Annotated in this window: 25 protein-coding genes and 1 pseudogene; 7 read left to right on the top strand and 19 right to left on the bottom strand. The window is 68.4% G+C overall.

The window, feature by feature from the left end:
* Window positions 1-244 precede the first annotated feature (244 nt).
* Window positions 245-1,180: a hypothetical protein gene (locus AB0F51_RS33605; protein ID WP_360286424.1), complete on the top strand. Its 936-nt coding sequence runs from the start codon at window positions 245-247 to the stop codon at window positions 1,178-1,180.
* Between the two features lie 5 nt (window positions 1,181-1,185).
* Here the strand turns inward: AB0F51_RS33605 and AB0F51_RS33610 are convergent, their stop codons facing one another.
* The 11 genes and pseudogenes from AB0F51_RS33610 to ald form a co-directional block, all read right to left on the bottom strand.
* Window positions 1,186-1,938 carry a pseudouridine synthase gene (locus tag AB0F51_RS33610; RefSeq protein ID WP_360286427.1) on the bottom strand — a complete coding sequence of 251 codons (753 nt, stop codon included), beginning with the start codon at window positions 1,936-1,938 and terminating at the stop codon, window positions 1,186-1,188.
* Window positions 1,916-3,454: an SMC-Scp complex subunit ScpB gene (scpB, locus tag AB0F51_RS33615; protein WP_360286430.1), complete on the bottom strand. Its 1,539-nt coding sequence runs from the start codon at window positions 3,452-3,454 to the stop codon at window positions 1,916-1,918. Before scpB ends, AB0F51_RS33610 begins: the two co-directional genes overlap by 23 nt.
* Entirely contained in the window at window positions 3,451-4,506 is a 1,056-nt protein-coding gene (locus tag AB0F51_RS33620; protein WP_360286433.1) for a segregation/condensation protein A, read from the bottom strand. The genes scpB and AB0F51_RS33620 overlap by 4 nt, the downstream gene beginning before the upstream one ends.
* A gap of 7 nt (window positions 4,507-4,513) precedes the next feature.
* Window positions 4,514-4,897, bottom strand: a complete 384-nt coding sequence (locus AB0F51_RS33625) for a hypothetical protein (protein ID WP_360286436.1) — start codon at window positions 4,895-4,897, stop codon at window positions 4,514-4,516.
* A pseudogene (locus AB0F51_RS33630) lies at window positions 4,882-5,718 on the bottom strand (ParA family protein); the annotation flags it as partial. The pseudogene AB0F51_RS33630 and the gene AB0F51_RS33625, both read right to left, overlap by 16 nt.
* Window positions 5,719-6,191: 473 nt before the next feature.
* Window positions 6,192-6,917, bottom strand: a complete 726-nt coding sequence (locus tag AB0F51_RS33635; RefSeq protein WP_360286439.1) for an alpha/beta hydrolase — start codon at window positions 6,915-6,917, stop codon at window positions 6,192-6,194.
* Window positions 6,918-6,990: 73 nt separating this feature from the next.
* On the bottom strand, window positions 6,991-7,182 hold the full coding sequence (locus AB0F51_RS33640) for a hypothetical protein (protein ID WP_360286441.1): 192 nt from the start codon (window positions 7,180-7,182) through the stop codon (window positions 6,991-6,993).
* Entirely contained in the window at window positions 7,182-7,556 is a 375-nt protein-coding gene (locus AB0F51_RS33645; protein WP_360286444.1) for a hypothetical protein, read from the bottom strand. The genes AB0F51_RS33640 and AB0F51_RS33645 overlap by 1 nt, the downstream gene beginning before the upstream one ends.
* Window positions 7,553-7,903: a hypothetical protein gene (locus AB0F51_RS33650; protein WP_360286446.1), complete on the bottom strand. Its 351-nt coding sequence runs from the start codon at window positions 7,901-7,903 to the stop codon at window positions 7,553-7,555. The genes AB0F51_RS33645 and AB0F51_RS33650 overlap by 4 nt, the downstream gene beginning before the upstream one ends.
* A gap of 93 nt (window positions 7,904-7,996) precedes the next feature.
* Window positions 7,997-8,935 carry a site-specific tyrosine recombinase XerD gene (gene xerD / locus AB0F51_RS33655; protein ID WP_360286532.1) on the bottom strand — a complete coding sequence of 313 codons (939 nt, stop codon included), beginning with the start codon at window positions 8,933-8,935 and terminating at the stop codon, window positions 7,997-7,999.
* Complete coding sequence (gene ald / locus AB0F51_RS33660) at window positions 8,932-10,047, bottom strand: alanine dehydrogenase (protein ID WP_360286449.1); 1,116 nt, start codon at window positions 10,045-10,047, stop codon at window positions 8,932-8,934. The genes xerD and ald overlap by 4 nt, the downstream gene beginning before the upstream one ends.
* 515 nt (window positions 10,048-10,562) lie before the next feature.
* Between ald and AB0F51_RS33665 the strand changes: the two genes are divergently transcribed.
* Complete coding sequence (locus AB0F51_RS33665; protein WP_360286452.1) at window positions 10,563-11,393, top strand: LLM class F420-dependent oxidoreductase; 831 nt, start codon at window positions 10,563-10,565, stop codon at window positions 11,391-11,393.
* Here the strand turns inward: AB0F51_RS33665 and AB0F51_RS33670 are convergent.
* The gene (locus AB0F51_RS33670) at window positions 11,390-11,827 is read right to left on the bottom strand and encodes a cupin domain-containing protein (RefSeq protein WP_360286455.1); all 438 of its coding nucleotides are present in this window, start codon (window positions 11,825-11,827) and stop codon (window positions 11,390-11,392) included. The two genes, AB0F51_RS33665 and AB0F51_RS33670, sit on opposite strands and share 4 nt — an antisense overlap.
* 55 nt (window positions 11,828-11,882) lie before the next feature.
* Here AB0F51_RS33670 and AB0F51_RS33675 point away from each other — a divergent pair, with 55 nt between their 5' ends.
* On the top strand, window positions 11,883-12,497 hold the full coding sequence (locus AB0F51_RS33675; RefSeq protein WP_360286458.1) for a hypothetical protein: 615 nt from the start codon (window positions 11,883-11,885) through the stop codon (window positions 12,495-12,497).
* Here AB0F51_RS33675 and AB0F51_RS33680 read toward each other — a convergent pair.
* Entirely contained in the window at window positions 12,494-13,495 is a 1,002-nt protein-coding gene (locus AB0F51_RS33680) for an alpha/beta hydrolase (protein ID WP_360286461.1), read from the bottom strand. The genes AB0F51_RS33675 and AB0F51_RS33680 overlap by 4 nt on opposite strands.
* Window positions 13,496-13,576: 81 nt before the next feature.
* Here AB0F51_RS33680 and AB0F51_RS33685 point away from each other — a divergent pair, with 81 nt between their 5' ends.
* Together AB0F51_RS33685 and AB0F51_RS33690 are read left to right on the top strand one after the other, a co-directional pair.
* The gene (locus AB0F51_RS33685) at window positions 13,577-13,927 is read left to right on the top strand and encodes a VOC family protein (protein ID WP_360286463.1); all 351 of its coding nucleotides are present in this window, start codon (window positions 13,577-13,579) and stop codon (window positions 13,925-13,927) included.
* A gap of 132 nt (window positions 13,928-14,059) precedes the next feature.
* A complete protein-coding gene (locus AB0F51_RS33690; RefSeq protein WP_360286466.1) occupies window positions 14,060-14,797 on the top strand; it encodes a peptidylprolyl isomerase in 738 nt (245 codons plus the stop codon).
* 50 nt (window positions 14,798-14,847) lie between these two features.
* Here the strand turns inward: AB0F51_RS33690 and AB0F51_RS33695 are convergent, their stop codons facing one another.
* Window positions 14,848-15,870 carry a saccharopine dehydrogenase NADP-binding domain-containing protein gene (locus AB0F51_RS33695; RefSeq protein ID WP_360286469.1) on the bottom strand — a complete coding sequence of 341 codons (1,023 nt, stop codon included), beginning with the start codon at window positions 15,868-15,870 and terminating at the stop codon, window positions 14,848-14,850.
* 71 nt (window positions 15,871-15,941) lie between these two features.
* Here AB0F51_RS33695 and AB0F51_RS33700 point away from each other — a divergent pair, with 71 nt between their 5' ends.
* Window positions 15,942-16,883, top strand: a complete 942-nt coding sequence (locus AB0F51_RS33700) for a helix-turn-helix domain-containing protein (protein ID WP_360286472.1) — start codon at window positions 15,942-15,944, stop codon at window positions 16,881-16,883.
* 9 nt (window positions 16,884-16,892) lie between these two features.
* Window positions 16,893-17,387, top strand: a complete 495-nt coding sequence (locus AB0F51_RS33705) for a GyrI-like domain-containing protein (protein WP_360286475.1) — start codon at window positions 16,893-16,895, stop codon at window positions 17,385-17,387.
* Between the two features lie 732 nt (window positions 17,388-18,119).
* Here AB0F51_RS33705 and AB0F51_RS33710 read toward each other — a convergent pair.
* From AB0F51_RS33710 to AB0F51_RS33730, 5 genes are read right to left on the bottom strand one after another with little or no spacing between them, the layout of a single operon-like run.
* Window positions 18,120-18,770 carry an NUDIX hydrolase gene (locus AB0F51_RS33710; protein ID WP_360286478.1) on the bottom strand — a complete coding sequence of 217 codons (651 nt, stop codon included), beginning with the start codon at window positions 18,768-18,770 and terminating at the stop codon, window positions 18,120-18,122.
* Window positions 18,767-20,551 carry a CTP synthase gene (locus AB0F51_RS33715; RefSeq protein ID WP_360286481.1) on the bottom strand — a complete coding sequence of 595 codons (1,785 nt, stop codon included), beginning with the start codon at window positions 20,549-20,551 and terminating at the stop codon, window positions 18,767-18,769. The genes AB0F51_RS33710 and AB0F51_RS33715 overlap by 4 nt, the downstream gene beginning before the upstream one ends.
* A gap of 21 nt (window positions 20,552-20,572) precedes the next feature.
* Entirely contained in the window at window positions 20,573-21,598 is a 1,026-nt protein-coding gene (locus AB0F51_RS33720) for a glycosyltransferase family 4 protein (RefSeq protein ID WP_360286484.1), read from the bottom strand.
* Entirely contained in the window at window positions 21,595-23,217 is a 1,623-nt protein-coding gene (locus AB0F51_RS33725; protein ID WP_360286487.1) for a lipid II flippase MurJ, read from the bottom strand. The genes AB0F51_RS33720 and AB0F51_RS33725 overlap by 4 nt, the downstream gene beginning before the upstream one ends.
* Window positions 23,196-24,008: a hypothetical protein gene (locus AB0F51_RS33730; protein WP_360286490.1), complete on the bottom strand. Its 813-nt coding sequence runs from the start codon at window positions 24,006-24,008 to the stop codon at window positions 23,196-23,198. Before AB0F51_RS33730 ends, AB0F51_RS33725 begins: the two co-directional genes overlap by 22 nt.
* Between the last annotated feature and the right edge of the window lies 1 nt (window position 24,009).

Here is a 24,009-nt window from a genome sequence, read left to right on the forward strand (position 1 = left end):
CGCATCGAGCCACGCACAGACCGCCACGACCGTCTGCGGCATGGGCCTCAGCACGGTGACGCCGGGCACCGTCAGCAGGACCTTCGACGACTCGTTCTACTCACGCCTGTTCTGGGACGTCCCCGAATCGGGCAACCTGAACGGCGAGTGACGCTGCGCGACCACCCTTCGTTTGCCTCGCAACCTTTGGCTCGCACCCCGCATCGAGCTAGGTGATGGTCCGACTGAACAAGGAGAAAAACATATGACGAGAAGGTGGAGAACACGGTCCGCGTCCGCAGTACTGGGTGGTGCGCTACTGGCCGCAACGTTGGTGTCCGCGCCGGCGCAGGCAGCTGGTACAACAAGTGCCGCGACAGTCTGTGGTCTCGGGCTGGGCTCCGTGACAGCGGGTGGCGACCACAAGGTCCAGGTGATCAAGGCCACCACGCCACTGACGGCCAGTACGCCGGTGGTGCGCCCCACGAACCTGTACCCCGACGGTGCTGCCCGGCTGCCGAGCTCACTCGGCTTCGAGCCCGTAGTACCGGCCGGTGAGCAGCGGGGCGGCTTTGTCGTGCTCGGTGATCGCATGTATGAGACCGGCTACACCCTGGACGGCAGCGGCGGGACGGTGCCCGGCTCCGTCGCACAGAGGCTGATCGGCGGCGGCTGGGCCCCGAACCATCGGTACTTCGACCGCAGCGTCTACTACGGCACCACGGCCGTCCGGCAGAACACCTATGCGCTCCTCGACTTCGCGCTCACCCGCTGGACGGTCACCCCGACGACCGGCTGGCGGAACCGCAAGGCCTACAACGGCTTCGCGTCGGTGAAGACGATGGCGCTGATCAGCCAGACCGCGACGTACGACACCTTCCTGGCCAACACCTACGGTGGCGCGCTCTACACGATCCGGGTGTACACCAGCGGGTCCGCGGCGCCGGTGGTGAAGAAGGTCCGGTCGTCGACCTGGCAGAACTTCGACTCACTGGTCGCCGTGAAGTGCGGCAGCCAGAGCACCCTGCTGCTGGGCATCGACAAGGAGACCAAGGCCGGCTACCTGTACGCCGTCGGCCACGCCAACGGCACGGCCACCTTGATCCGGGGGCTCGGCAAGGTGCCGGCCACCTTCGGCGATCCGCACTACTTCCGCTTCTTCGCCGACACCCCGGAGTCGGGACACCTCTTCGGCGAGTAAGCCCGTCAGAGGTCGACGAGGTCGAGGAGCTGGCCGAGTTCCTTGCTGTCGAGCTCGCGGAGTTCGCCGGTGTGCAGGTTGCCGCGGCGGACCGGGCCGATCGCCGTCCGGGTGAGGCGTTTGACCGGGTGACCGATGGCGTCGAACATTCGGCGGACGATCCGGTTGCGACCCTCGTGCAGAGTGATCTGCACGAGGGTCCGGCCCTTGATGCTGGAGATCTCGCGGACGGTGTCGGCCTGGGCCGGGCCGTCCTCGAGGTTCACCCCGTCGAGCAGGCGGCGTAGTACCGCCGGCTTCACGTTGCCCTCGACCTCGGCGACATAGGTCTTCGAGACCTCGTACGACGGGTGCGCGAGGCGGTGGGCAAACTCCCCGTGGTTGGTGAGCAGCAGCAGGCCCTCGGTGTCGGTGTCGAGCCGCCCGATGTGGAACAACCGCTCGGGACGGTCGTGCACGTAGTCGGCGATACACGGCCGGCCTTGCGGGTCGGACATCGTGGTCACCACGCCGCGTGGCTTGTTGAGCACGATGTAGACGTGCGCGGTGACCGGCGGAATCCGCTCGCCGTCCACCCGGATGACGGAGACGGCCGGATCCACCCGGGTCCCGAACTCGGTCACCACCTGCCCGTCGACCTCGACGCGCCCCTGCCCGATCAACTCCTCAGCTGCCCGCCGGCTGGCCACCCCCGCCTGAGCCAACGCCTTCTGCAGCCGGATCCCACCCTCCTCCTCAACCACGAGTCCCACTCTCATCCCACTCATCATCCACACGCCCGCTACCGCCAACCCCATCATCCCCGGACCCCACCCCAGCATCCGCTCCCACCCCACCACTCCCAGCATCCACCGCCACCCCAGCGGCCCTCTCATCGCCCGCGCCGTCGCCGTCCGCTACGTCACCCACTACATCGTCAGCAGCCGCGGACCCCGCGGCGCTGTCCCCCGCCACATCACCCCCAGCGCCGTCACCCACTTCCGGCTCGTCCACCTCGGCGGCGTCGCCCGCTTCGTCCGCCGCTGGCTCGTCCGCCTCGGCGCCGTCCTCCGCTCCGTCCGCGGCCGGCTCGTCCGCCTCGCCTTCGTCGGCTCCACCAACCTCGACCGCCCCGCCAGCTTCCACCGTGCCGTCAATCTCTGCGGCCGCGCCTGCAGCGTCAGCCTCCACGCTGCCAGCGTCCGCTACGTCGCCCACCGCATCGTCGGCAGGTGCAGGCTCCGCGACGTCATCGCCCTCATCCGCAGCGGGGTCGCCCTCGGCGGCCTCGTCGCCCTCGTCGTCGTCTGTTTCGACTTCGGCGGGCGCGGGTGGCGGGGCTAGGTCGTTTTCCAGCGGGCCCTCGGGGTCTTCTGGGGTCGGCTCCTGCGGTGTTGCTTGGGCTGCTAGTTCCTCCTCCATGTCGTCCATGTCGGGGAGGTACGGGGCGAGCTCCGGCAGGTCGTCCAGTGACTGCATGCCCATGCGTTCGAGGAAGTACGAGCTGGTGCGGTACAGCGTCGCCTGCGACTCCGTGTCAGCTCCCGCCTCCTCGACCAGCCCACGAGTGATCAGCGTCCGCATCACACCGTCGACGTTCACGCCGCGGATGGCGGAGACGCGCGCCCGGCTGACCGGCTGCTTGTACGCGACCACAGCCAACGTCTCCAGCGCCGCCTGCGTCAGCCGAGCCTGCTGACCATCCAGGACGAAGCGTTCGACGTACTGCGCAGCGTCCGCACGCGTGTAGTACCGCCACCCGCCCCCGACCTCCCGCAGGTCGAACCCGCGCCGCTGCTCGGTGTACTCCTCCGACAACCCGTTCAGCGCCGCCGTGACGTCAGGAACCGCCCGCCCCACCGTCCGAGCCAACGTGAGCGCAGGCAACGGCTCATCCGTCACCATCAAAATCGCTTCCAAAGCCCGCCGCATGGTGTCGTCGTCGATGGCGTCATCCCCCACCACCACGTCCTCCACCTCAAGCAACGCCCCAACATCCCCCTCAACCACCACCCCATCCGCCGCCACCTCGGCAACGCCCTCACCAGACGCACCGTCGACGGAAGGCGCCTCACCGGAGGCCGCTCCGGAGAGCTCGTCCTCACCGGACGCTTCGTCGGCGGGTGCCGCCTCAGCCTGCATCTCATCGGCGGGTGCCGCCTCAACCGGCGCCTCTTCAGCGGGTGCGACCTCAGCAGTTGGCTCCTCGGTGGGTGCGGGGTCGAGGGAGTGTTCGGTGGTGGTGACCGACTCTAGGGCGTCGGTGGTGGGGTTTTGCGGGTTCTGGTCGGTCACTGGTTCACCGTCTCGTGCTCGTCCGGCCCGGTTTCGGGCTCTTCGTGCGGCTCTGCGTCGGGCTCCGGGTCGGGCTCGGTCAGTTCTTCGCCGGGCTCCAGGAAGTCGGGTTCGTCGGTGACGACCGGGGCCTCGCCGTCCTCGTCGGCCGGCGCCGGGACCTCGTCGAACTCGTCGCCGACCGCGATCTCGCCTTCGTCGCTGCCGGTCCAGCGGATCGTCAGCTCCCCCAGCGGCGTCTCCTGGTCGAACGTGACCGCCGCCTCCCGGAACAGCTCCAGCAACGCCAAGAACCGGCAGACCGTCGTCACCGTGTCCGGCGAGTCCGACACCAGCATCCGGAACGTCGTACTGCGCTGTCGCCGCAACCGGTCCACGATCACCAGCGCCTGTTCGCGCACGGTGACAGCCGGTGCGTGCAAGTGGGCCAGTGAAACCCCCTCCGGCACCACGTCCTTCTTCGGCGCCAACGCGCGCGCCGCCAGCTTCGCCAGCCCCTCGGGATCCACCCCGAGCAACACCTCGGGCAGCAGGTCCGCGAACCGCGGCTCCATCCCCACCGCCCGCGGGAAACGCTTGGCCTCCTCGGCCATCCGCACCTGCATCAGCGCCGCGATCTGCTTGAACGCGCGGTACTGCAGCAACCGCGCGAACAACAGGTCCCGCGCCTCCAGCAGTGCCAGGTCCTCCGCATCCTCGACGTCACCCTGCGGCAGCAACCTGGCCGCCTTGAGATCCAGCAGGGTCGCCGCGATCAGCAGGAACTCCGACGTCTGGTCGAGATCCCACTCCGACCCCAGCGCCTTGATGTGGGCGATGAACTCGTCGGTGATCACCGACAGCGCGATCTCGGTGATGTCCAGCTTGTGCTTGCTGATCAGCTGCAGCAGCAGGTCGAACGGTCCCTCGAAGTTGACCAGGTGAACGCTGAAGCCCTTGGGCTCGGTCACCACCGGCGACTCCGGGTCCGCTACCCCGGGCAGGTCGATCGGCGGCTCCGGAGTCTCCGCCGCGTCAGCCGCGGAGGCTCCGGGAGCCAGGGCGTCACTCATCGCCCGGTCACTCCGCGGCCCGGAGGCGCTGCACCAGTACCGAGTCCGGTCCGTGGTCGACGAAGTCGGCCAGCAGCACGTCGATCGCCTCCCGGACGATCCGGCCGCGGTCGGCCGTCAGGCCGTGCTCGGCCCGCAACGCGAGCCGAGTCTGTTCGAGTCCGAGCAGCTCTTCCTCCGTCACGTACACGGTGATCTTCGTGTCGTGCCGGATCCGTCCACTGGACTTGCGGTCCTCGACGACGGCCGTACGGGCCCGTCCGTTGGAACCGGGGCGGTCGTCGGCCAGCGACGATCCGTCAGTGGTGGTGCGCTTCTCGGGTCTGGTCTGCTTCGGTGCCGCACCCCCGAACAGCTCGCTGGCACCTGGCAGGCTCACCCGGCGGGACAACGCGCGAGCACCTCCTTGGCAAGGTCGCGGTACTGGGTAGCCGCAGATGAGGACGGCGCGTACGTCGTGATCGGTTCGCCGACGACCGTGGTCTCGGGGAACTTGACGGTACGCCGGATGACGGTGTGGAAGACCCGCTCGTCGAAGGCCTGGACGACCCGGTCGAGCACTTCCCGGGCGTGCGTGGTGCGCCCGTCGAACATGGTGCCGAGGATGCCGACGATCTCCAGCTTCGGGTTCAGCCGGTCCTGCACCTTGCCGATCGTGTCGGTCAGCATCGCGAGTCCGCGCAGCGCGAAGAACTCGCACTCCAGCGGGACGACGATGCCGTTCGACGCGGTCAGCGCGTTCACGGTGAGCAGGCCCAGCGACGGCGCGCAGTCGATCAGGATCACGTCGTACAGCGGGATGATCGGCTCGAGCACGCGCGACAGCGTGTACTCGCGGGCGACCTCCTGGACCAGCTGGACCTCGGCCGCGGACAGGTCGATGTTGGCCGGCAGCAGGTCGAGGTTCTCCACCTTGGTCGGCCGGATCACCTCGTCGGGGGTGATGTCGCGCTGCATCAGCAGGTTGTAGACCGAGATCTCCAGGTCGTGCGGCTGCACGCCGAGACCGATCGAGGCCGAGCCCTGCGGGTCGAAGTCGATCAGCAGCACCTTGCGCCCGGTCTCGGCGATCGCGGCACCGAGGTTGATGGTCGTCGTGGTCTTGCCGACGCCACCTTTCTGGTTGCACATGGCGATCACCTGCGCGGGACCGCGCCGGGTCGGCGGCAACACGTCCGGCAGGACGGGCAACGGCCGTCCTGTCGGGCCGATCTTGCCGATCGCGCCGTTCGGCTCATTCACAGGGTGCAAGTCCTCCGCGGTGAGCTTGGCCGTCGGCCTGGGCATCTCCGCATAGTTACCGGGTGGGGTGACGGTCCGGGGCGGAACCGGGGTCGTCGGTGCTGGTGTCTCGGCCGTTGTCACGGCTGGTGCCTCGACTGGTGGTGCAGCGGGTGGTACGGGCGTGGCGGGCGCCGGGTCAGGAGTCGACGACATCGGTTCCGTCGACGACGACAGGTGCTGGGTGCCCGGGAATGTCGACTCGTTCATGACTCGTCAAACCTTTCAACCGATACGGGCGATCCCAGCGACTGTAAGCGTGCATTCAAGCACTCTCAACCAGCCACTCCGCAGCGGGGTCGGCCGACCTTCCAGGCAGAGTCGATCACCCCGCCAGAGTGACCGACCGTGACGGAATGATCGCACACCGCTCCGTACTACGCTCCGCCGGGTCCCCCTCGCGGTCAGTGGCCACCGAGCCAGTCGAGCACCACCCCGGTGAGCAGATCGGGCGCGACCAGATGCACGTCATGCCCGACGTTCTCCAGCTCCACGAACCGGCTCCGCGGAATCGCCTGCGCCAACTCCTGAACCACATCGGCCGGGCAGTACGGATCATCCGACCCGACAACCAGTAGTACCGGACAAGTGATCTCAGCAGCCCGCGACAAGCTGATGTCGCCACCAGCCGCAACGATGTCCCGCAGAGCACCTCCCCAGCCGGCAGCCATCGCCCGCGCCCGTTCAGGGCCGTACGCCTCAGCCAGGTACGCCGCCAACGGCAGCAGCCGCTCACTCGGCTCATCCAGCAACCGCACCAACGGCCCAAATCCCTCCGCCGGCTCCACCACCTGCCCTGCCGCTCCCCACGCGACACCCGACAACGCCCGCCCAGGAGCCAGCGCAGCCATCAACAACGCCACCTCACCCCCATCACTGAACCCCACCAGATGAGCAGCGCCAATCCCCAGCCGATCAAGCAGCCCCAGAAACGCCACAGCATCCTCCCGATAGAAGTCAGCCGTATAACTCCGCGCCTCCGACCGCCCACACCCAGGCAAATCAGCAGCCACAACCCGAAACCCCTCCACCAGACCCCGCCGAAGCCGGTCAAGGTCGGCAATGCTCCCGCCCCACCCGGGCAGCAGCAGTACCGGATCGCCATGCCCGCCACTGTCTTCGTAGTACATCGGCTAGGTTCCTCCTCCTGTGCTCGACGGCACCAGTCAAGAGGACTACAGGACCTTGGGGGTCGGAGGTGGTCTACAGGTCCCGGATGCGGCGCTTCCCGTCGTCCGCGATCTCGTCGCTGGCGCGTTTCGCCCGGTTGAAGGCCAGCGATCGCTTGACGCGACCTGGTAGCCCGTCTCCGTCGTCCCACTGGATCAGCCACCAGAGCGTGAGCACGCAGCCGACGATCACAGCGACCAGGACGATGAGTCCCGGGAAGTCCACTACCGCCCCTCGGGTCGCAGAGCAGTGCCGTACGCCTGGGTGAGTGCGTTCAGCTGACCAAGGATCAGCTGTGGCGGGACACCGGCATGCCCCTGCCGCTCACTCCACTGGACGATCACGCCGAGCACCTCCCCCAGCAACGCCTCCAGGTCGGCCTCGGTGACATGTCGCCGCCGCTCGACCGGCCCTGCCGGAGGCGCAGGTGCCGTCCCCTGGTCGATCGCTCCACTAGGCGGTACGCCGTGGAGCGGCGCTCCGGCAGGCGGTCCGAGAGGCGGCACTTCAGCAGGTTGCTGCGCCAGGTCATCGCCGGGATACGGGAGCTCGGTCGTCTGGGGTGAACGCTTCCGCCGGCCTTTGCCGAGGCGTCTCATCGCAGATTCCTGGCCAGGTCGTCGAGGTTCGCCGCCAGGGCCCGGGTCGTCTGATGCGCGATCCGCAGCGCCTCGGCGTACTGGACCGGACTGGTGGCCTTGGAGTCAGCCAGGTCGTGCAGGTCGAACATGTGGTTCATGTTGACCATGCCAAGTCGCGCCAGATGCGCGGACACCTCCTGATGCCGCAGCGCCCGCAGGGTGAGCCGGAGCCGTTCCCGATCCTCGGCCCTGACCAACCCGGTCGCCCTGATCTGCCCGATGATCGCCGAGGTGGTTGTGGCGATGGAAGCGACTGCGGTGGCCGCTGACTGAACAATGGCCAACTCCTGGCCTGAAGCACTCATGCCCCCAGCTTCAGACCCGCCTGCGCTCTGAAAGCGAGGCTGTGCGCCGGCGAAGTCGCCCGCACAACTCGTTGCGCCAAGCCACGGCACGTGCTAGCTCGAGAGCGCCCTCGGATGGGAGGTGGCGTAGACCTCGCGGAGTTTGTCTACCGTTACGAGGGTGTAGATCTGGGTGGTGGTGACGGAGGCGTGGCCTAGGAGTTCCTGGACTACGCGGACGTCGGCGCCGCCGTCCAGGAGGTGGGTGGCGAAGGAGTGGCGCAGGGTGTGCGGGGAGATCTCCTTGTCGATGCCTGCTCGCGTTGCTGCGCGGCGTAGTACGGTCCAGGCGCTTTGGCGGGACAGGCGGCCGCCGCGGGCGTTGAGGAAGAGGGCATGCGTCCCACGTCCCCTCTGCACGAGGTCCGGCCGGCCACGCACCAGGTACGCCGACAGCGCGTCGCGGGCGTAGGAGCCGACCGGTACGACGCGTTCCTTGCTGCCCTTGCCGCGCAGGAGCACCGCACCGGTCTCCAGGTCGATGTCATCCACGTCCAGCCCGACCGCCTCCGAGATGCGCGCTCCCGTCCCGTACAGGAACTCCAGCAGCGCAGCATCCCGAGTAGCCAGTACTGCGGGCTCCGCGTCCGCCCCGGCCGCAGCAGCGAGGATCCGGGTCACCTCGTCAACCGCCAGGGCCTTGGGCAACCGCTTCGGCGGTGTCGGCGGCTTCACTGCGGTCGCCGGGTCGACAGCGGTCAGCCCCTCACGCAGGAGGAACTTGTGGAACCCACGGACCGCTACAACGGTCCGGCCCGCACTGGACGCGGTCAGTGGCGGATGGTCGGCGTCCCCTTCGCGCAGGCGCATCAGGAAGTCGCCGATGACGGCCTCCGAGATCCTGGCGAGGCTGTCGATGTCCACACTCGCCAGGTAGGCGTCGTACCGGCGCAGGTCGCGGCGGTACGACGCCAAGGTGTTGGGGGCCAGCCCGCGCTCGACCGTCAGGTGGTCGAGGTACGAGCTGACCGCCCGGGTGATCTCCCGGCTCAGACGAGCACCTCGTCGAGCTTCAGCTGGTCCAGGTCGTGCGCGTCCGCGACCGGGCCGTAGGTGATGTGGCCGTCGTAGGTGTTCAGGCCGAGCGCGAGGCTGTGGTCCTGCTTCAGGGCCTCCCGCCAGCCCAGGTTCGCCAGCTCCACGGCGTACGGGAGAGTCACGTTGGTGAGCGCGTACGTCGAGGTGTTCGGGACGGCGCCCGGCATGTTGGCGACGCAGTAGAACAGCGAGTTGTGCACCCGGTAGACCGGGTCGGCGTGGGTGGTGGGACGCGAGTCCTCGAAGCAGCCACCCTGGTCGATCGCGATGTCGACCAGCACGCTGCCCGGCTTCATCCGGGAGACCAGCTCGTTGCTGATCAGCTTCGGCGCCTTGGCTCCGGTGACCAGGACGGCCCCGATGACCAAGTCGGCGTCGAGCACCGCCCGCTCGATCTCGAAGGCGTTCGACGCGACCGTGCGCAGGTGGCCCTGGTAGGTCCGGTCGGCGTCCCGCAGGCGGGCGATGTTGCTGTCGAACAGCTGCACCTCGGCCTGCATACCGAGCGCGATCGCGGCTGCGTTCATCCCGGCGACACCGGCACCGATCACGACCACCCGGGCCGAGTGCACGCCGGAAACGCCGCCCATCAAGATGCCGCGGCCGCCGCCGTTGGCCATCAGGTGGTAGGACCCTGCCTGCGGCGCCAGCCGGCCGGCCACCTCACTCATCGGGGCGAGCAGCGGCAGCGAACCGTCCGGAAGCTGGACCGTCTCGTACGCGATTGCGGTGATGCCCGAGTCCAGCAGCGCGGCCGTGGTCTCGCGGCTCGCGGCCAGGTGCAGGTAAGTGAACAGCACCTGCCCCTTGCGCATCCGGTGGTACTCCTCGGCCACTGGCTCCTTGACCTTCAGCACCAGTTCGGCCTCGGCCCAGACCTCGTCGGCGGTGGGGACGATCCGGGCGCCCGCCGCGACGAACTCTTCATCGGTGAGCAGCGAACCGGTACCGGCCCCCTGCTGGATCAGAACCTCGTGACCGAACCGCACCAGCTCGTGCACACCGGCCGGGGTGATCGCCACCCGGTACTCGTGGTTCTTGACTTCCTTCGGAACTCCGACCTTCACAACTTGCCCTTCTTCCGTATCCAGGTGACGACTCGGAGCAACTGCCATCCGCGTCGCCGGCGGCTCACGTCGTTGTGGTCCGCGGCCCGGGCGTTTCAAGGGGTTGGGAACGCCAGGTCGCTGCCGAGTGTAAGCCCGCCGGGTTCATACCACCTGACCGGTTGGTCTTGTCCCGACCGACGCGCGGGGGCGACCCGCGTCGGTCCGGTTAAATCTTTACCGTGCTCTTTCACACAAGGGTTTTCTTAACCCGTTCAGCTACCTTCCGGTACCCGCCCGGAAACCCGGGCAGAGGTTGAACGGCCAACGAAATCCCCTGCTGGACAGGCGATCGCGGCGGCGGCCCACTCGTTGCTTGCGCAACCATCGTTGAGTGCTGGCCGCCAGTCGGGGATGCTTGCACCTGTCATCGTTGCCAGGTGAGGCGATCCAGGCTGGAATGGTGACAGCTCCGCCCGCTGTTGCCGTTGTAGAACGGTTGTCGTTTTCGAGGGTGTCGACGAGAGGAGCACGACGTGGCGGTCGATCTGGGACGGTTCGGAGTCTGGCACCAGGCGGACAAATGGGGTCCCGAGCTCGCCGCGGGGGTGGAGCAGGCGGGGTACGGCGCTCTCTGGATCGGCGCCTCGCCCGCGGCCGACCTGCGCGATGCCGAGGTACTGCTGGCCTCGACGAGTTCGGTCGTGGTCGGGACGAGCATCGTGAACCTGTGGAAGGACGACGCGGCCCCGGTGGCGGAGTCGTACCACCGGCTGGAGGAGGAGCACCCCGGGCGGTTCGTCCTGGGCGTCGGCATCGGGCATCCGGAACGCGACCGGGAGTACAAGTCGCCGTACGAGTCGATCGTCGACTATCTGGACGCGCTCGACGACGGCAAGGTCCCGGTGGATCGCCGGATGCTGGCCGCACTCGGGCCGCGGGTGCTGAAGCTGTCGGCCGAGCGGACGGCAGGTGCCCTCCCCTACCTGACCACTCCCGAGCACACCCGGCGGGCCCGCGAGACGCTGGGTTCCCGCGCACTGCTGGTACCGGAGCAGAAGGTGCTGCTCGAGACCGATGACGAGATCGCCCGGGCGGTTGCCCGCGACTACCTCGCGTCGTACCTCAAGCTGAGCAACTACACGAGCAACCTGAAGCGGCTCGGCTACAGCGACGAGGACATCGACAACGGCGGCAGCGACGAGCTGGTGGACACGCTGGTGCTGCACGGCACCGCAGTGGAGATCGCCGAAGGCCTCCAGGCGCACCTGGACGCCGGCGCCGACCAGGTCGTCGTGCAGCAGCTCGGCAAGGAAGGTCCTGACCTGCTGCCGGGCTACGAGGCCCTTGCGACAGTGTTGATCTAGCGCAGGGTGAAGTCTGCGAAGTCGAAGCCTGGCGAGACGATGCAGGAGACCAGCACCGGCTGATCTCCCGCTGGACGCGCAGCCTGCCAAGCACCCGCCGGTACTACGGCCTGCGGGTGCTGGCCGGCTTTCACGTCCGGTCCGAGCGTGATCGCTTCGGGTTCGGCCGGGTCGTCGCCGGTTCCGCCGAGCTCGAGTGTCAGCGGTCCACCCGAGTGCCACAGCCAGATCTCCGCTGAACGCACCCGGTGCCACCGCGACTCCTCCCCCGGCGCCAGCAGGAAGTAGATGGCGGTAGCACTCGCCCGGGGCCCGTCGTACCCGTCGGGCTGGAAGGACACGTCCGACCGCCAGGTCTCCCGGAACCACCCGCCCTCCGGGTGCCGCTCCAACCCCAGTACCTCTGCCAGCTCCGGCTGCCCGTCTGTTGCCATGCCACAAACGGTAATCGTCGTGACATCTCCGGCCCCGGGTGGGCAGAGTTCGGGCATGAGCGATGTGGAACTGCCCACCGACTACCACCGTCGGCTCCCGTACGGCGAACGCGTACCGGCCGACCCAGTGCTGGGCGGACCGTTCTTCCCGTTCGATGGCGAGCTAAAAGTCGTCCCGCTGGCCGAGCCGGTACTACCCGAGCCGCCGCGCGCGGGTGAGCCCGGCGGCGCGCCCTGCCCGACCTGCGCCGAACCAGAGCGAGATGCGATCTGGGGTGACGACCAATGGTTGCTGAAGGCAGGTTTCGAGGCCACCGGTTTGCCACTGGTGGCGCTGCTTGTCCCGCGGGAGCACCTCCGGCTGGACGAGCTGCCGCCAGAGCTGACCACCACACTCGGCCCGATGATCCAGCGGACCGCAGGTGCGATCCGCCGGATCCCCGGAGTCGCCAGGACTCACTTCAGCCGCTGGGGCGACGGCAGTGAGCACTTCCATGTCTGGTTCCTGGCCAGGCCGCTCGGCATGATGCAAATGCGCGGCCCGATGCTTGCTGCCTGGGACGACCTCCTGCCGCGCGTGCCGGACGAGGAGTTCCTCGCCAACGCCCGCACAGTGGCCGCTGCCCTTGCCGAGACTTCCGGCAACCCACTGGGCCGAGCTGTCGCCTAGTGCTGGTCAGCCCAGCGGGCTAGCTGGCGGTACAGGACCAGTGCCGTCCGGTGCAGGTTGAGGACGTGTCCGGTGTCGGGGACGACCAGTGCTTGCAGGTCGAGCGCCGGAGCGTAGTACGGGCGTTCACCGGCGAGCAGAGCGGCTGAGCTGGAGCAGTCAGAGGCACCTTGGCCGCAGATCAGGCGGTCGTGCTCGCCGACCACGACGAGCACCGGCACCTTGATCTTGCGGTTGAGCAGGACCGAACCGAACTCGGGATCGCTCGGATAGACGTCGGGCTCAGGGTTCGCCTCGTCCCGAGCAACGACGTGATCGGCAGCCGTCGGCCCCCAGTAGAACCACTTGCGCCGTACGCCGGGCCGCAGTACGCCGTACCCGTCGTCGAGCCCGCGGCCGGCCAGCAACGGGTGCTGAGCGGCCGTGATGTAGTCGGCGCCGAGTTGCTCGAACACGGGCCAGTTGGGTGTGCTCGACTCCCCCGTGAGGATCAGCCCGTCGACGTCCTCCGGGTGATGCACGGCGATCATCCGGGAGATCGTGGAACCGAGCGAGTTGCCCACCAGCACGATCCGCCGCTCGCCGAAGGCGCGGAGTACCTGATGGATCGTCGAGACCTGACTGTCGGGAGCGAACGCACTGCTCGGCGGCGCGGAACTCTTGCCCGTGCCGATCCGGTCGAGCGCGAAGGTCGCGTAGCCGGCCCGATTCATCGCCTCGACGTACGACGGCCCACGCGGGTCACCTCGCCAGCTCCAGTAGTTGCGGTCGTACCCACCGCCTGCGATCAGCACCTGCAGCACGCCGCGATCCCGGCCACGCGGACGGCACCAGGTCCCCGAGATCTTGGCGTCCACCGGTCGCCCGGCGGACATCGCCACCGGAATCTCCAGCTCCTTGCACCCACCGGTCCCCGCCACAGCTGTCCCCGGCACCACCCCGCTGAGGACCAGCCCCATCGCCGCGATCCCAGCCGTCAACCACTTCGTGCGACTCAATCCAACCCCTCTCGAAGATCAAACTGGGTACACTGTACCCGATTTATCCCGAGCAAACCCGGGGCGCCTTACAGTCGACTGATGATCAACGGAGCGCACGTCATCATCTACAGCCAGGACGCCGAGGCCGACCGCGCCTTTCTGCGCGACGTGCTCGGCTATCCGCACGTCGACGCCGGCCACGGCTGGCTGATCTTCAAACTCCCGCCGGCCGAGGTGGCCGTGCATCCCACCGAGGGGCAGGAGTCGCACGAGTTGTTCCTGATGTGCGACGACCTCACCCAGACGATCGCCGACCTGGAGTCCCACGGCGTCGAGTTCCCTGACCCACCCCAGGAGCAGCGCTGGGGCATCCTCACCAGCCTCCGGCTCCCCGGTGGCGGCACCGTCGGCCTCTACCAGCCGCACCACCCACCGGCGTACAACCTCTGAGCCTTGGTGCCGTATTCGCCTTCCCGGCGGGCTGATCAGCCGTTAGCGTGACGCTGCCGACGCGCTGCGCGACCTGTGGAGCTTCGGCGCCGGCCACCGGCTGATCCCGAACGCCCTAGAGGAGACCCATCGATGAGAGCCACCAGTGTCATCGCCTGTGCGGCGCTGACCGTCGCAGGACTGCTGACCACCACCGGTACGGCGCTGGCGCAGCCTGCCGCTGACCAGGCCACCCCGACGACCACCAGCGGGCCGTGCGGCTACACCGCGACGCCCGAGGACCCGTCACCGCGGCCGGTGTCGTTGCCGCCGGACCCGCAGCCCACACCGAACAAGGGCGTGGTGAAGGTGGTACTGGCCACCAACCAGGGACCGATGTTCCTGACCCTGGACCGGGCGAAGGCACCCTGCACCGTGCAGAGCTTCCTGCACCTGGCCAAGAGCCGCTTCTACGACTTCACCACCTGCCACCGGCTGACGCTCTACGACACCCTCAAGGTGCTCCAGTGCGGCGACCCGTCCGGCACCGGTGAGCGCGGCCCGGGCTACTCGTACAAGGACGAGCTCCCCACCGGCCTGCCGACCTGGCCTGGCGACACCACCGGCGAGCGCAAGGTCTACGCCCGCGGCACCCTGGCGATGGCGAACGCCGGCCCGAACACCAACGGCAGCCAGTTCTTCCTGGTCTTCGCCGACTCCCGCCTGCGCCCGAACTACACCATCTTCGGCACAGTCGACCGCCTCGGCCTCAAGGCCCTCGACAAGATCGCCGCAGCCGGCGTCCAGCCCACCGCTGAAGACCCGGCCCCGGTAGACGGCGCCCCCGTCCGCAAGACCGACATCCTGGTAGCCCGCTCACTGGGCCACTGAAGTAGCTCCACCTGGTGGCCGCGGGGACATTCCCCGCGGCCACTGCCGTTTCAGAAGGTCAGCAAGACCGGGGACAGGGACCCGAGAAAGTCTTTGGCGTCAAAGATCTTGCCGGCTGAGGTGACGCCGATGGCGTGGGTTTGGTTCGTGAGGATGCGGTGCGTGGCCTCTACGACCAGCGGCGCGGTGATGGCGTAGATGTCTTGGCCGCTGGCCGTGATGCGGCGTTCGGCGTCGCCTGCGCGGACTACTACGTCGACCACGAAGGTCTGGTCCGAGCGGCCCTGGTCGTCGACGGCTACCGGCGCCGGGGTGTCTTCGCCGGCCAGGTCTCTGGCGGCTTCGACTGCCATGTAGTTGCGGACCTCAGGGATGGCCAGGTGGCTAGGCACGGTGACCACGTCGGCCATGGTGAACTCCGCGATCACAGCGCGCTTGCCAAGTGGCTCCGGGAACTCCCAGTCCTGCTGCACCGGCTTGTCCTCGTGGTACTGCAACTCGCCATCCCGGAACCGCACCCGCTGGCCCGCACGACGCTGGTGGGACACGGCCCCCGCAGTACGGGTCCCCTGCGTCGGGTGCCAACTGGTGAGCCCATAAGCGATGTGCGCCTCGTCAGCGCTGGTCCAGTCACCCATAGCCGCCGTGACGAGCAAGTCGCCCAGCCCACCGAAGAAAGCCATCGCCGGTACTACGGCAACGCCCGCCTCCCGAGCCGCCTCCGCATAGTCCGCGAACGTCCCGGCATTCGCCTCGATCTCCGCCGCGACATCGAGGTACGGGATGCCCGCACGCAAAGCGGCCTCGACCAACGGCCCCGCGGTGACAGCGAACGGCCCGGCACTGTTGATGACCGCATCCGCACCGGCAAGCGCCTGATCCAACGACTCCGGGTCATCCACCGTCGCAGCTCGCACGGCCACGCCGTCCCACTCTTTCGCCAGTACTTCGAGCCGCGCCGCATCCCGGCCGGAGAGGATCGGGACGTAACCCCGCCTGACGAGTTCGGCGACGATGAAGCGACCGGTGTGCCCGGTCGCTCCGTAAACCACGACTGTCTTCGCTGTCTGCATGGGTCAACTCTCGCCGGAATCAGCCCTTTGCAGTGAGTGTCCGGAACGCCATCATGCGTACACTTTCGGACATGCACACGATCGCGCTGGCGACGGCCGGCCACCTCCTGCATTTCGAGCTGGCGGTGGCCTACGAGATCTTCCGCACGCCCCCTGAGGAAGTCCCCCGCGCCGACTGGTACGACGTACTGCTGTGCGGACCCGAACCGGTGGAGATCGGGCCTTTCACGCTCGAGCCCGAGTACGGCCTGCAACGCCTGCTCACCGCCGACACCGTGCTCGTACCGGCCTGCGCCGATGTCGACGTACCGCCACCGGCCGAACTCGTCGACGCCCTCCGCGCCGCTCACGAGGCAGGTGCGCGCATCGCGTCCCTCTGCACAGGAGCCTTCGCACTCGGCGCCGCCGGACTGCTGGACGGCCGCCGCGCCACCACTCACTGGGCTCACACGGACGACCTCAGCGCCCGGTTTCCCAAGGCGCTGATAGATCCGGACGTGCTCTACACCGACAACGGCAGCGTGCTCACTGCGGCGGGGAAGGCGGCAGCGGTCGACCTCTGCATCCACCTGATCCACCTGGACCACGGCGCGATCATCGCGAACACGGTGGCCCGCCGCCTAGTCATGCCTCCCCACCGACCCGGCGGGCAAGCGCAGTTCGTCGCCACTCCGATGCAGGTCTCCGGCGACCACCTGCTGGCCGGCCTGCTCGCCTGGGCGCAGGAACGCCTCGACGAGCCGCTGACCGTCACGGACCTGGCCAAGCAGGCCAACATGAGCACCCGCAACCTCGGCCGCCAGTTCCGCGCCGTCATGGGTCAGACGCCACTCCAATGGCTCCTCACCCAGCGCATACGCCGCGCCCAGGAACTGCTGGAATCCACGCCTCACAGCATCGAGTCAGTAGCCGTCGCCACCGGCATGGGCACGGCCACCACACTCCGCCGCCAGTTCAAACGCGTCGTAGGAGTCCCGCCCGACACGTACCGCCGTACCTTCCAGACCACTTGAGGAGACCAGATGGAGTTACTGGAACCGCCACGTGTCGTCGAACGACCGCAGCAGGACTATGTCGGCATCCGCGTGGTCACACCCTTCCGCGGCATGCTGAGCAAGCGAAACGAACTACTCGACGAACTCAGCGCGTGGCTGGTGCAGCAGGGCGAGGACGACGCCGGCCCGTTCTTCCTCCGCCTGCACGTCATCGACATGAGCGGCCCCATGGACTTAGAGGTAGGCGTAATCACCCCGACCCCCCTCGCCGGCGATGCCCGAGTCCAACCAGCCACCCTCCCGGCCGGCCACTACGCCACCCTCACCTACCGCAACCACTCCCTACGCGCCAACGGCACCCTGATCGACTGGTCGGCAGCCCAAAACCTCACCTTCGACCGCCACACCATCCCCGAAGGCGACCACTTCACCTGCCGCTACGAACTCTTCCGCACAGACCCCCGCACCGAACCCCGCAAAACCAAATGGGAAGTCGAACTGAACATCCGCCTCACCACCTGAGCCCGAAGCCATCACATCGCCCCAGCGAGTTCGTGCGGCCTCGCCGCCCCGCCGCGAACGCCTCGCCCCCACCCCCAGCGCCTTGCCCGGCCGCCAGCTAGCGCCTCGCGCAGAGTCTCCAGCACGATCGGGAACGACTCGCACGCCCGCTGCGAGCGCCTCGCGACCAGCGCCCCGCCCCGCCGCTATCGCCTTGACCGACCGGCAGCCTGCTGCAGCGCGCTCCCGGTCATCGAGAGTCAGCCGCCGGCCAGTCGCCACTCGCCAGTGGACGGCCAGCCGCGACCGCGGCCCGGTCAGGGCAGCGGCCCTGGTCCGGTCACAGCAGCAGCCCGGTCCCAGCAGCGGCTGCGGCCAACCACCGAGGTGATCGCTCCCGCGTCACCGGCCCGCTATGGACAACAACGGGGTTCAGTCGCCCGGCGTGGCCGCGCGCACCGCCTTTGCATCGCGCGACGAAGGAGCGCCAAATCCGGGTGGGTGGGAGCGACCGAACGTGCCCGCGACGAAGGAGCGGGCGTCGGAGGCCGCGTGGGGTCGTCCTTGGCCAGCCACCACTGTGGTCACCACCGACATCGGCCGGCCGGGGGACACCAACAGGCTCAGCCCACCCGGCGTGGCCGGCGCGCCCCGCCTTCGCATCGCGCGACGAAGGAGCGCCAAACCTCGGGTGGGTGGGAGCAGCTGAACGTGCACGCGACGTAGGAGCGGGCAACGGAGGCTGCGTGGGGGTTAGTCTTTGGCCGGCCAGGGGGCGTCTGCGGGGCGGAGGTTTTCGAAGCCGGGGCCGTTGAGGGCTGCCCAGGCTGCAAGCGCACCCATCACCAGAATCGGATTGTGAAGGTCGCCCGCCAGTACTGCGCCAACGACGTCAACCAGCGGCGCCCAGACGGTCTCCATGTCGGCTTCCTCGTGGAGACGGTCGTACGTCTCGGACGCCTCCGACAAATCTCGCGCCAGGAAGATCCGTACAGCCTCGTTCGTCAACCCGGGCGACGTAAACGCGTCCACCAGCACCCGCCAGTCGGCAGCCTTAGTAGCCGCCTCCTCCCAGAGCTCTCGCTCCGCCCCGAGCCGGTACTCCTCCCCCGCCACATCCAGCAGTCCAGCAGGCGGCTCCAGCAACCGGTGGCCGATCGGGTGGCGGTACTGGCGCACCAGCAGCATCCGGTTGTCCGAGTCGAGCGCCACGACCCCGACGGCACCCGGATGCACCACAACGTCCCGTACGAAGGTGTCGCCACCATTGGGCGGCACCACCTGGTCACGGCGTACCGAGATCACCCGGCCGGTCGTGTGCACGACCTCCGACGACGAGACCTCCCATGCCTCCGGGGAGTCGGCCAGCCCGGCGCCGAAGCGGAGTACCGGGTGGTCGCTCATCGTGCCTTCGCCGTCTCGGCCTTGGACTCGGCGGCCGGGGACTCGGCGGCCTTCCCCTTGCCTGCGGGCTTGGCAGCCGGCTTGGCGGCAGCGGTGGCGGCGGTGGCAACCGCGACGTCCCCGACCGGCAGCCGCGACTCGCGCTGACGGACCAGGGCGGCCGAGATCAGTCCGGAGAACAGCGGGTGCGGCTTGGTTGGCCGCGAGCGGAGCTCCGGGTGCGCCTGGGTGGCGACGAAGTACGGGTGCAGCGAGCGATCCAGCTCGATGAACTCGACCAGCTCGTTGTCCGGCGACGTGCCGCTGAACACCAGGCCGGCCGCCTCCAGCTTGTCGCGGTAGGCGTTGTTGACCTCGTAGCGGTGCCGGTGCCGCTCCTGGATCGACGGAGCGCCGTACAGGCCGCGGACGATCGACCCTTCGGCCAGGTTCGCCGGGTACAGGCCGAGCCGCATGGTGCCGCCGAGGTCACCGGTGCCGTCGACGATGTGCTTCTGCTCCTCCATCGTCGCGACCACCGGCTGCTCCGCGTCCACGTCGAACTCGCTGGAGTTCGCCTCCAGCAGCCCGGCCAGGTTGCGGGCGACCTCGATCACCATGCACTGCAGGCCCAGGCACAGTCCGAGGATCGGGATACCGGTCTCGCGGGCGTACCGGATCGCGCCGATCTTGCCCTCGATACCGCGGACCCCGAAACCGCCGGGGATGCAGATCGCGTCGACGTCACCGAGCAGCCGCGCGGCCGCCTCGGGCGTGGCGCACTCGTCGGAGGCGATCCAGCGCAGGTTGACCTTCGCGTCGTTGTCGAACCCGCCCGCGCGCAACGCCTCGGCGACCGACAGGTACGCGTCCGGCAGGTCGATGTACTTGCCGACCAGCGCCACCGTGACCTCGTCGGCCGGCTGGTGCACGACCCGGAGCAGCTCGTCCCAGCGGGTCCAGTCGACGTCGCGGAACGGCAGGTTCAGCCGCCGGACGACGAACGCGTCCAGCCCTTCGCCGTGCAGCACCTTCGGGATGTCGTAGATGCTCGGCGCGTCCGGCGCGGCCACCACGGCCTCGACGTCGACGTCGCACATCAGCGAGATCTTGCGCTTCACCCCGTCCGGGATCGGCCGGTCCGCGCGGCAAACGATCGCGTCGGGCTGGATACCGATCGAGCGCAGCGCCGCGACCGAGTGCTGGGTCGGCTTGGTCTTCAGCTCCCCGCTGGGCCCCATGTAGGGCACCAGCGAGATGTGCAGGAAGAACACGTTGTCGCGGCCGACGTCGTGCCGGACCTGACGCGCGGCCTCGAGGAACGGCAGCGACTCGATGTCGCCGACGGTGCCGCCGATCTCGTGCAGCACCACGTCCACGTCGGAGCCGGCCATCGCCAGCATCCGTTCCTTGATCTCGTTGGTGATGTGCGGGATCACCTGGACGGTGTCGCCCAGGTACTCGCCGCGGCGTTCCTTCGCGATCACCGACGAGTAGACCTGGCCGGTGGTGACGTTGGCGACCTGGGAGAGATCCCGGTCGAGGAACCGCTCGTAGTGCCCGATGTCCAGGTCGGTCTCGGCGCCGTCGTTGGTGACGAACACCTCGCCGTGCTGGAACGGGTTCATGGTGCCGGGATCCACGTTGAGATACGGATCCAGCTTCTGCATGGTGACCCGGATGCCCCGCGCCGTCAGCAGACTGCCGAGGCTTGACGCTGTCAGCCCCTTGCCGAGACTGGATGCCACGCCACCGGTGACGAATACGTGCTTGGTCTGCTGCCCGAACGAAGCTCTGTCCACGGGCTTTTAGCCTACCTCTTGTCAAGCAGTGGTCGCGACGAGACCCGCGTAGATGTCGAGGAGATTCTTCGCCACCTCGTCCTCGTCCGGCCATCCTGAGGCCAACTTCAGGCCTGCTGTCCGCATAGCGGCCGCTTTGTCCGGGTCAGAAAGAATTTCCCGTACTCCGGCCGCCAGCCCCGGCGCGTCGCCAGGAGCAGCCAGTACTGCGCTGTCGCCCACCAACTCCGGTATGCCGCCCACGCCCGTCGCCACGACCGGTACGCCGGCCTGGAGCGCCTCCTGCAGCACCAGAGCGCGCGCCTCCCAGTGCGAGGTGAGCAGGAACACGTCAGCCGCACCCAAGAGGTCGGCCACGTCACTCCGGTGACCCAGCAACCGCACCGGGAGTGACTCAGCGTCGATCCGCGCCTGCAGGTTGTCCCGCAGTGGGCCGTCCCCGACGACGGCGAAGACGACATCCGGGTCCTGTGCAGAGACTGCGGCCGCCACCGACAGCAGCGTCGGGTAGTCCTTCTGCGGAGCCAGGCGGCCCACTGAGAGCACCAAGGGCTTGTCCCCCAACCCCAGCTCGTCCCGGACGGCAACAGCCGGCGTACGGACCTCTGGGAGCGCCGGAGCCGCTACTGGCGCCAGCTGAGCCTTCCGTGCACCTAATGACCGGGCGAGCTCCACTAGGTCACTAGACGCCCCTAGAGTCAGGTCGGCCCCGCGAGCCACCAGCCGCTGGCCGAGCCGCATGACGACTCCCCGCGGCCCAGTGGTCAGTACTGCGTTGTGCCACGTGACCACGAGTGGCCGCAGCCGCGAGCGGTCCCGCAGAGCCGTAGTACCGGCTCGGTAGCCGTGGGCATGGATCACGTCGCAGCCACGGAGTGCGGCCGCCTGTACGACCACAGTGGCGTCGCCGAAGTCGAAGTGTTCCGCAGTACCGGGAGGAGCGCAGACGACGACCTCGTGGCCGGCCTCCAGGTAGCGGGGCACCAGTGAAGCGACGTGCTGCCCGATCCCTCCTCGGGACTCCGCCAGCAGCAGGCCGATCTTCATGACGTCTCCTCCACAACGGTTGGGACACCCCGGCGCAGCAGCGCACGAGCGTCCGGACGGTCCAGCGCGACCGCGACCCCGGCGTACACGATCACGACGGTCAGGCCGGACAGTACCGAGAACAGCAGGGCACTCGGCCAGCCACCGCCCTCAGCCGGCAGAGCAACCAGCCACCCAGCAGCTCCAGCCAGTACTGCGCCCGCAAGCGCGGCCAGCGTTGCGCGGGGCAGCCCACTGAGCACACCAGGACCTGCCACTCGTCGCAAGACCACAAGCAGCGCAACTGTTCCCAGGACCATGCCAACCGACATGGCTGCCGCCAGAGCGCCTACCGCATCCAGACCGTCCCAGTGCAGTGTCAGCAGTACTCCGGCCACAGCTACGACCAGCCAAGCTGCACCCGTCACCAGAGCGACCTGCCGTCCGGCATGACGGGCGTAGAGCACTCGGCCGACATGCATCAAAAATCCGAACGCGATGATCGCCGGGGCGAAGGCAACCAGTCCTGCCGCCAGCGACGAGGCCTGCGTCTCCTGCACCCGGCCGTCGTTGTAGGCAAAGATGCGGGCCACCGGAATCGCAGTACCGACCAGCAGAGCGGCACCGGCGCCGCCGGCCAGCATCACCGCGCGGGTGGAGGTAGATGCGAACAGGTCGAACCCTGCCAGGTCACGAGACTCGAAAGCCGCAGCCAGTCGAGGGAACACCGCAGTAGTGATCGGCACGGCCAGTACGGCGTACGGGAGCAGGTAGATCGCGTTGGCCCACGTGTAGACGGCAATGCTGCCTGCTGCGCCACGGTGGTTGGCCAGGTAGGTGGTGACGACGAAAGCCACCTGCTGCGCTACCAGTACTGCGAGGCCTGCGGCAGCGAGCCTCCGTAGTACCGGGCCTACACCGGGGTCTAGGCGAAGGGTCGGCTTGATCGGCAGGCGCAGCAGGAGCATGGGGACGAGGACAGTGAGTGCTAGGGCGAAGACGCCTGCAGTCGTACCCCAGGCGAGCAGATCGGCCGCTCCCTGCGACGCCTGGTCCGCAGTAGGAGCTGCAGCGGCGAAGAGGAAGTAGGTCGCGACGACAACCAGGCTGGAGATCAGCGGAGCAACAGCACCGGCGGCAAAGCGCTTGTGCGACTGCAGCACGGCCGTCGCCACCACAGTGATCGCGTAGCCGAAGACCTGCGGCACGAAGATCAGCAACATCCTCGTCGCGGTGCCTCCCGAACCGCCGCACTCCGGCCCCGCGTCGAGCATCGCCGAGGTGTACTGCGAGGCGAAAAGCCAAGCCAGCAAGGCGAACGGCGTCAGCAGCACCAGAGACCAGGTGAGCAACGCACCGATGATCCGGCCTTGTGCCGCCCGATCACCCCGAGCCACCGGCCCGGCCAGCACCGGAATCACCGCTCCGGCGAGTGCCCCACCGACAACGATCTCGAAGACAACATTCGGCAACTGGTTGGCCGTCGCATACGCATCAGCCAGACACCCGGCGCCCACCGTCTTCGAAAAGACCAACCACCGCCCAAACCCAACCACCCGCGCCAACACGGTCACCCCAGCAACCAGCAACGCGGCCCGAGCGATCCGCCCGCCCGTGCTCACCGGGGTCGTCGGCCCCACTGGTCGATCTTGTCGAGCACCGGGGTGTTGGCGATCACCTTGGTGAAGCTGACCTTCTCGCTGGCCAGGTTGAGCGCAACGACAGCGCCCAGGGCCAGCACCTTCAACGGTCGCGGCAGCGAGGACGCCAGCGCAGTACCGGTGATCGCGCCGAGTCCGTTGGCTCCGCAGTCACCCAGCATCGAACGCTCACCCAGATCCGACGGCGCAGCAGCGGCAGCAGCGCCAACCACAGCAGCCGCCGGGCCACCGGCAACCAATGCAACCGGACCACTCACCGCGGTGATGCCCTTCAATGCCCGACCAGGCCGAAGATCCAGCAGATTGGCGAGATTCGCAGTACTGGCGATCAAGGCGCCGTCGGCAACAATCTCGGCAGCGGCACCAAAACCCTTGGAGCGACGCGGCAACAAAGCAGCCGCCGCCAGGCCTGCAGCACCGACGCCGAGGATCTTCACCGCCCCGCTCGTCACCTCACCGCGCCGCAACGCGGTCAGATGACCGCGAAACCCCTTGGTTTCGGTCGCTCCCGCGAGATCGTCATAGGCGCCGACAGCACCCGCCACCGAGCCCGCCAGCAACGCGGCCGCCTTGACCCGTCCGTCCGCGCGCGAGGCTGCAACCCCGGCCAGCGCACCGAGCACCGCGACCGGACCTTCCAGCAACGTGACCGTCTCGCCCCGGTGGTTGGTCCGTTCGAACGGCGCGCGCTTCTCCTTCGGCAGCTTCGTGGCCGCGCGCTCCAGACCAGCCGTCGCGGCAGCGCCGATCACCGCACCCAGCAGACCCATC

Source organism: Kribbella sp. NPDC023855 (genome assembly GCF_040639475.1).
GTDB lineage: Bacteria > Actinomycetota > Actinomycetes > Propionibacteriales > Kribbellaceae > Kribbella.